The sequence below is a fragment of the Chryseobacterium sp. genome (genome assembly GCF_022712095.1).
In the GTDB taxonomy this organism is placed as follows: domain Bacteria; phylum Bacteroidota; class Bacteroidia; order Flavobacteriales; family Weeksellaceae; genus Chryseobacterium.
In genome coordinates this window covers 1-8,267 of the sequence record NZ_JALAHD010000015.1, presented here as the reverse complement: position 1 = coordinate 8,267, position 8,267 = coordinate 1, and the positions used below count along the sequence as shown (strand labels likewise).

Annotated in this window: 7 protein-coding genes; 3 read left to right on the top strand and 4 right to left on the bottom strand. The window is 34.6% G+C overall.

Translation table 11 applies throughout. The annotated features are described in order from the left end of the window. The 3 genes from Q0A18_RS00670 to Q0A18_RS00660 all read left to right on the top strand — a co-directional run. On the top strand, window positions 1–796 hold a 796-nt coding region (locus Q0A18_RS00670; RefSeq protein WP_292008239.1), incomplete at its 5' end, for a lysophospholipid acyltransferase family protein. Window positions 797–801: 5 nt separating this feature from the next. Continuing rightward, entirely contained in the window at window positions 802–1,770 is a 969-nt protein-coding gene (locus Q0A18_RS00665; RefSeq protein ID WP_292008238.1) for a glycosyltransferase family 2 protein, read from the top strand. 143 nt (window positions 1,771–1,913) lie between these two features. Then, window positions 1,914–2,468, top strand: a complete 555-nt coding sequence (locus tag Q0A18_RS00660; RefSeq protein WP_292008237.1) for a 3'-5' exonuclease — start codon at window positions 1,914–1,916, stop codon at window positions 2,466–2,468. Between the two features lie 2 nt (window positions 2,469–2,470). Here Q0A18_RS00660 and apaG read toward each other — a convergent pair whose 3' ends face one another. The 4 genes from apaG to Q0A18_RS00640 form a co-directional block, all read right to left on the bottom strand. Continuing rightward, a complete protein-coding gene (gene apaG, locus Q0A18_RS00655; protein WP_292008236.1) occupies window positions 2,471–2,857 on the bottom strand; it encodes a Co2+/Mg2+ efflux protein ApaG in 387 nt (128 codons plus the stop codon). A gap of 81 nt (window positions 2,858–2,938) precedes the next feature. Continuing rightward, window positions 2,939–4,192 (bottom strand): 2-oxoglutarate dehydrogenase complex dihydrolipoyllysine-residue succinyltransferase, encoded by a 1,254-nt coding sequence (odhB, locus tag Q0A18_RS00650; protein WP_292008235.1) that lies wholly within the window; start codon window positions 4,190–4,192, stop codon window positions 2,939–2,941. A gap of 39 nt (window positions 4,193–4,231) precedes the next feature. Then, a complete protein-coding gene (locus Q0A18_RS00645; RefSeq protein WP_292008234.1) occupies window positions 4,232–7,048 on the bottom strand; it encodes a 2-oxoglutarate dehydrogenase E1 component in 2,817 nt (938 codons plus the stop codon). A 124-nt stretch (window positions 7,049–7,172) separates the two neighbouring features. Next, window positions 7,173–8,267, bottom strand: a 1,095-nt coding sequence (locus Q0A18_RS00640; RefSeq protein ID WP_363315933.1) for an SRPBCC domain-containing protein, incomplete at its 5' end; no start/stop codon positions are given.

Genomic DNA, 8,267 nt, shown 5'->3' with positions numbered 1-8,267 from the left:
TTATTATATTGTAGGATACAGGAAAAAGGTAATTACTGAGAATCTGAGAAATTCATTCCCTGAAAAAACCGAAAAGGAAATCAGCAAAATAAAAAAGGAATTTTACCTGAATTTTTCAGATTATCTGGTGGAAACCATTAAATCATTCAGCATTTCGGAAACAGAAACCCGTGTGCGAATGCAGCACATTAATCAGGAACTTTTCCACGAAGCCAAAGAGGAAGGTAAAAATATTATCCTGCTTGCCGGCCATGTTTTTAATTGGGAATGGATTAATGCCTTAGCCCGAATTATTCCTCAAGACCATTGTCATCCTGTATACAGAAAAGTAAACAATGATTTTTGGGAAAATCAGATGAAAAAAGTGAGAAACAAATTCGGAAATGAAGCATTAGAAGCTAATGAAGTTATTTTAAATATTTTCCGATCCAAAAATGACGGAAATTCAGCTTATATGTTTGTTGCTGATCAGACTCCACACGTCTCACATGTTAACTATGGACTGGAATTCCTGAATCAGAAAACACCTGTTTTCATAGGCTATGATAAGTTAGCAACAAGGATGGATCTCGCATTTATTTATTGTGAAATGAAAAAAGTGAAGCGGGGATTTTATCAGGTTAATTATCATAGGATTTATCCAGATGGTGAAAAATTCGTTGAAAACGAAGTAGTTAAAAAATTCCATCAATTATTAGAAAATACACTACATAAAAGACCAGCTAACTATCTATGGTCACACAGAAAATGGAAGTATCAGAATTCCGTCAAAACATTTGACACCAAAAAAATTTAGATTACATGTCTGAAAAATTAGCAATTGTAATATTAAACTGGAACGGCAAAAAATGGCTTGAAAAGTTCCTTCCTTCTGTTATACAATTTTCCAAAGAAGCTACCATTTACATTGTGGACAACAGTTCTACCGATGATTCCATACAATATATTCAATCCAATTTTCCTTCTGTAAGAATTATTAAAAATGATCAGAATTACGGATTTGCAGGAGGCTATAATGAAGGATTAAAAAAAATCGATGCAGAATATTACTGTCTGCTTAATTCGGATGTGGAAGTCACCGAGAACTGGATTCAGCCTGTCATTGATTTATTTGAAAAGGACAGCCATATAGCCACTATACAACCTAAAATACTTTCTTACAGCAATAAAAATCACTTTGAATTTGCAGGTGCGGCCGGTGGACTAATTGACAACCTTGGTTATCCTTATTGCAGGGGAAGAATATTTGATGACGTCGAAGAAGATAAGGGGCAATATGATGATGAAACAGAGATTTTCTGGGCTTCCGGTTGCTGTTTCTTTATCCGTTCAAAAGATTTTTGGGAACAGAACGGCTTTGATGAAAGATTTTTTGCTCATCAAGAAGAAATTGATTTATGCTGGCGTCTTAAGAATAATAACAGAAAGGTATATTACACAGGAAAATCTAAAATATACCATGTAGGGGGAGGAACACTGAATAAACAAAATCCTCAAAAAACCTATTTGAACATACGTAATAACTTGTCTATGATGCTGAAAAATCTTCCTTTTCCAAAACTGATCTGGCTTATATTCTTCAGGTTATGTTTAGATGGAATTGCCGGAATTTATTTTGGTTTTAAAAATGGATTTCCACATCTATGGGCTGTAATCCGGGCTCATTTTGGCTTTTATGCTCAGCTTCCCGGAACCTGGAAACTTCGTCAGACACACCAGATAAAAGATTTCTATCAGACTAAATGGCTTATTTTTAAACATTTTCTTTAAGATGATTTAATATATTTAACTATTTACACATTAAAGCAATTCATAATATTTAAATCTAATTATATTAAAACTAAAATTCTCAATTATATTACTTTAATTATAAATAAATTCATTATCTTAAATTATTAATTACAATTTCAATAATGGATTTTTGTGCAATAGATTTTGAAACAGCTACTCATGAGAGAAGTTCTGCATGTGAACTGGGCGTATGTATTGTACAGGATTCAAAGATTGTAGAAACCAAAACCTGGCTCATCAAGCCTCCAAGTTTTCCTTATTTTAATAAATTCAATGTTGCTGTTCATGGAATTCTTCCTGAGGACGTAAAAGAATCTCCTACTTTCGATGAGATATGGTATGAAGTGGAAGAAATGATGTACGGAACACTTATGATCGCTCATAATGCGAGCTTTGATGCCGGTGTATTAAGAGGGTGTCTTGATTATTACGGACTTTTCACTCCATCTATTAATTACTTATGCAGCATCCAGCTGGCTAAAAAATCATGGAATTATCTTCCAAAATATGGGTTAAAACATCTGGCAGAATACCATCAGATTCATTTTAACCATCATAGGGCTGGTGATGATGCTGAAGCTTGTGCTAAAATATCTCTGCTTGCTTTTGAAAAACTCTTTCTCAACAGCAACGAAGAAGTGTCAGAAAATATGAAAACTAAAATTAAAAAGCTTTAACCTTAGTTACTCAAAACTTCGGACAATAAATTGAATTTAGGAATATCTATCTCAAAAGTTTCCTGGGTTTTCATATTCTTAATTAGGTATTTTCCACTCATATTTCCTACTCCAGACCGAAGCATTACATTAGAAAAATAAGTGAAATTTTCGCCTACAGGTATTTCTGGAGTCAATCCGATAACTCCATCACCTGTGATTTCAGTATAACCGAAGCCTACATCAAAAATAAGCCATTTTCTTTTCATGATTTTTACGTCGAAGTCTCCTTCATTCTCTATGTTGATATTGTATTTAAAAACATAACGATTTTCTGAAGGGTAACTATTCTTGCTATCATACTCAGGAACTACTGAAACTTTGATATTAGAAGTAATTTTAGAGAACATCTTAGTCGTTTTATGAAATAGATGCAAAAATCTCGCCTTTTTTAAAGGCGAGACTTTAATTATCTTATAATATTATTAAAATTATAATCCTAATCCTTTTCTTTCATCTCCACCCAATAATAACTCTACAGGGTTATCTATAGCTTCTTTTACAGCTACCAGGAATCCTACAGACTCTTTTCCGTCGATGATTCTGTGGTCATAAGATAAAGCAACATACATCATTGGACGGATTACTACCTGTCCATCAACTGCTACAGGTCTCTGGATGATATTATGCATTCCTAAGATAGCAGATTGAGGAGGGTTAATGATCGGAGTAGACAACATGGAACCGAAAGTACCACCATTAGTAATAGTAAATGTACCTCCCGTCATTTCATCTACTGTGATTTTTCCATCTCTTACTTTTACAGCAAGATCTTTGATATTAGCTTCTACACCATTGAAAGACATATTTTCTGCATTTCTCAACACAGGAACCATTAATCCTTTAGGACCTGAAACGGCAATTGAGATATCACAGAAATCATAATTTGTTTTAAAATCTCCGTCGATAGATGCATTTACATCAGGATACATTTGTAACGCTCTTGTAACCGCTTTTGTAAAGAATGACATAAAACCTAGTCCTACTCCATGTTTTTGAGCAAATTCTTCTTTATATTGTTTTCTTAATCTAAAGATCTCAGACATGTCAACTTCATTAAAAGTAGTTAACATTGCTGTTTCATTTTTTACAGAAACTAATCTTGAAGCTATTTTTCTTCTAAGAACTGAAAGTTTAGTAGTCGTAACAGCTCTTGACCCTGTTGCAGATAATGAGCTTCCTCCCATTGCTGGAACTGCTGCTAATTCTGCATCCGATTTAGTAACTCTTCCGTCTCTTCCTGTTCCTGAAACCTGTACAGCCTCAATTCCTTTTTCATCTAAAATTTTCTTGGCTGCCGGAGACGGCGCTCCTGTCGCGTAAGTTTGAGCTGCAGCAGCCGGAGCTGCGGGTTTTGGAGCTTCTTGTTTAGCCGCTTCTGCTTTAGGTGCTTCTTCCTGTTTTGGAGCTTCAGCAGCAGGAGCTACTGATCCTGCAGGTTTTGCAGCATCCATATCAATTAAACAAACTACTTGACCTACTTGTACTACATCACCTTCTTCTGCTTTTAAAGTAATAACACCACTCTGCTCAGCTGGTAATTCAAGAGTTGCTTTATCTGAATCCACTTCCGCGATAGGTTGATCTTTTTCTACATAATCACCATCTTTAACAAGCCAAGTTGCAATTTCCACTTCTGTAATTGACTCGCCCGGTGAAGGAACTTTCATTTCTAAGATTGACATATTGAGTATTTTTTTATTTTTTTTAATTGATTATTGTAATTAAGCTGTTACCGGTCTTGATCCTGGAGCATCATCTGTTCCAAAAACCCTGTTAATAACCGCAGTTTGATTTTTCTCAAACATTTTATGACTTCCCGGAGCTGGAGCACCACTTGCAACAGGAGATATTACCTGAATTCCCGTATCTCTGAAATTTCTTAGGATATAAGACCATGCACCCATATTTTCAGGTTCTTCCTGCGCCCAGATGATTTCTTTTCTACTACTGTATTTTTTGAAGATTGCATCAATAGCATCTGCCTGTAAAGGATATAATTGCTCTAATCTTACCAGTGCCACATTTTCAGCATTCAGTTCTTCTTTTTTAGCCAATAGTTCATAATAAAGCTTCCCTGTACAAAGTACTAATTTATCCACTTTTTTAGCATCTGCTGTAGGATCATCCAAAACAGGCTGGAAGCTTCCGTTAGCAAAGTCTTCTAATGGAGAAACAACTTTTGGATGTCTCAGCAAAGATTTAGGGCTCATTACTATTAATGGTTTTCTGAAAGACCATTTTAACTGTCTTCTCAATAAATGAAAGTAGTTAGCTGGTGAAGTAATATTTGCAACTACTATATTTTCATTAGCACCCAATGCTAAGAACCTCTCTAATCTTGCGGAAGAGTGTTCTGCTCCCTGACCTTCTGATCCGTGAGGTAATAACATCACCAATCCATCCTGAATTTTCCATTTTTCTTCTGCAGCAACCAGATACTGATCAATAATGATCTGTGCACCGTTTACGAAATCCCCGAACTGAGCTTCCCAAATCGTTAATGTATTAGGAGAAGCCATAGCATAACCATAGTCAAAACCTAAAACCCCATATTCTGAAAGATGAGAATTAAATACATCAAATCTGTTTTCAGAAACATATTTTAATGGTACGTATTCTTCCTCCGTATCTTCTGTTTTTACTACAGCATGTCTGTGGGAGAATGTCCCTCTTTCCACGTCTTCTCCGGAAATTCTTACATTATGACCTTCAGTAAGCAATGTAGCATACGCCAACCATTCTCCTAAAGCCCAGTCTAAAGAATCACTTTCAATTGCTTTCAGACGGTTTTCAAATAGCCTTGTAATTTTATTGATGAATTTTTTATCAGCCGGTAATGTAGACATCTTAATAGCTAATTCTTTCAATTTAGCCAGGTCATATTGGGTATCTACAGGTAACTGAACTGCTCCTCTTTTTCCAATAGGATATCCTGTCCAGTCATCAGACATGAACACATCCATTGTATTTTTTGCAATTTCTTTGGAAGCATCAAAATCCTTGTCTAAAAGTGCTTTGAAATCATCTTCCATTTTCTTAAGAATATCATTGGAAACAACACTATCCTTCAATAATTTATCTTTATAAATTTCTCTTGGGTTAGGGTGTTTAGAGATCAGTTTATATAGGTTAGGTTGTGTAAATCTTGGTTCATCCCCTTCGTTATGACCATATTTTCTATATCCTAATAAATCAATGTAAACATCTTTTCCAAATTTGGCTCTGAAATCAGCAGCAAAGTGGATAGCATGTACTACAGCTTCTGCATCATCAGCGTTTACATGCATTACCGGAGATTCTGTTACTTTGGCAATATCTGTACAATAAGTAGATGATCTTGCATCTGCATAATTAGTCGTAAATGAAACCTGATTATTTAATACGATATGAACAGTACCTCCTGTTTTATACCCTTCAAGATTCATCATCTGCGCTACTTCATACACGATCCCCTGTCCTGCAATGGCTCCGTCACCATGTATAATGATCGGTAAAATATTAGAGGATTCTCCCTTATACTTATCATCAATTTTAGCACGGCATATACCTTCTACCAAAGCCGCTACGGTTTCTAAGTGAGAAGGGTTAGGTGTTAAGTTAATAGAAACTTCTTCACCAGAGGCTGTTTTAATTTTTTTGGATGATCCTAAGTGATATTTTACGTCTCCGGAGAACACATCTTCTTCAAATTCTTTCCCTTCAAATTCAGAGAAAATCTGCTTATATGATTTTCCGAAAATATTAGACAAAACGTTAAGTCTTCCTCTGTGGGCCATTCCTAGTACCACCTCATCAACTCCTAATTGGGAAGATCTTGAGATAAGCTGATCTAAAGCCGGAATCAATGTTTCCCCACCTTCAAGAGAGAATCTCTTCTGACCAACAAATTTTGTATGGAGATAATTTTCAAACGCAACTGCCTGATTCAACTTCAATAAGATCTCAGTTTTCTCATTAACAGAAAGGCTTGGATGATTTTCATTAACCTGTAACCATTTTTTAATAAAATCTTTCTCTTCAACATTATTGATATGCATGTACTCTACACCAATAGAATCGCAGTAAATGTTTTCAAGGTGGTTGATAAGTTCCTGTAAAGTTGCAGGTTCTTTCATTCCTGTTTCTACAGCACAGTTAAATTTTACGTTAAGATCTGCTTTAGTTAAACCAAAGTTTTCAATATCTAACGTTGGAGTATAGTGTCTTCTTTCACGTACCGGATTTGTCTTGGTAAACAAGTGTCCACGTGTTCTGTATGCTTCAATAAGGTTAACGACCTTAAATTCTTTTTTAATGTGTTCAGGAACTTCACCTCCAGCTACTGCCTGAGAAGCCTGCTGAACTACAGGTGAAGAGTTCACCGAATTTTGAACATATTGAATGTTATCATCATCACCATAGTTCTCCAAAGCAAAATCAAAGCCTTGAAAAAAAGCTTTCCATGATGGTTCTAAAGAGTCTGGGAATTTTAAATATTGTTGATATAAATCCTCAATTAATTGAGAATGAGCTGCGTTTAGGAATGAAAATCTGTCCATTATTACAGTTTGTCTATTATTAAATTTTGTTTCGTAAATTATTGCTCAAATTTAATAAAAAAAACCGATTCGGGGCAGCTACGAATTATTAAAAAAAACTATAACCAAAATATTTTTAAAGAATTTACTTATAGACAGATAAGGAAAGCTTCATAGTAACCTCATCTTCTTCCGTAGGACGCTCAATAAAAGTTTGTCTTACATCTCCGAAACGCATCTCATCTTTTTTGGCTTTTTGAATGAGCTGCTGAATAGCTCTCACTCTTCCTTCATAAGTTCCTTTATAATATATAACATAGTTTTGAGTAGGGCTAATGGTTCTGAAACTGAAGTTATTATCAGTAATTCCTTCTTTCTTCGACAAAGGTATCCCTAGGTAATAAGAAACCTCTTTATCTCTATAACTGTCAGCATCTGTTATTAAAACCGGATAACCAAATTCATCTTCTTTTTTCCCTAAATCCATTGTTATATAATTAAAAATCTTATTATAATTCATAACAATATTCTTGTAAAGAGCATCTTTTTTATTGGATGTACTTACATTAATTCCCAACAAAATGAGTTCCTCTTCTTTTTCGACCATTAAACTGTCATATTTTAGGGTTGCCATCAACTTGTCTCTTTCTACTTTATTTCCCAAAACATTTTTCAGGTTCACCATACTTTTGTCGATATTTTCGGAAAAGCGGTCTTCTGTCCAGAAATTTTTCACTCTCTTTAATACAGGCTGTTTAGGAGTATGCACATACCAAATGATCTTAGTTCTTTCAGGCGCTACTTCTTTAAACTTAATATCAATAAGTGTAGGATTTTCATTTTCATCCTCAAACAATTGATATTTTAGCGTTTTATTCAGGTTTTCGTATCTGATAAACATTTCACCATTGGTATCATTTTTATCATCTACATAGCTTATGGAACTTCCCTGCCCTTCATAAGGAGTATAATAATCTATGTCCATAGATTGGGAACTTGAAAAGAAATTATTCCATCGTGTAAAGTTCTGCAGATTATTAAACTGATTAAATACTTTATCAATGGGATAATCAACCTCCTTTTCCAACTGAAAGTCTTTACTTTCATCTACAAAATAATACATGGAAAGAGCATAAGCTCCTACCAACAAAACGATAACAGGTAATAATAGTTTAACAAAACGCATCGCACAAAAGTAATACAAATAAAAAAAGTAACCAATATTCCAATTAGTATCAAC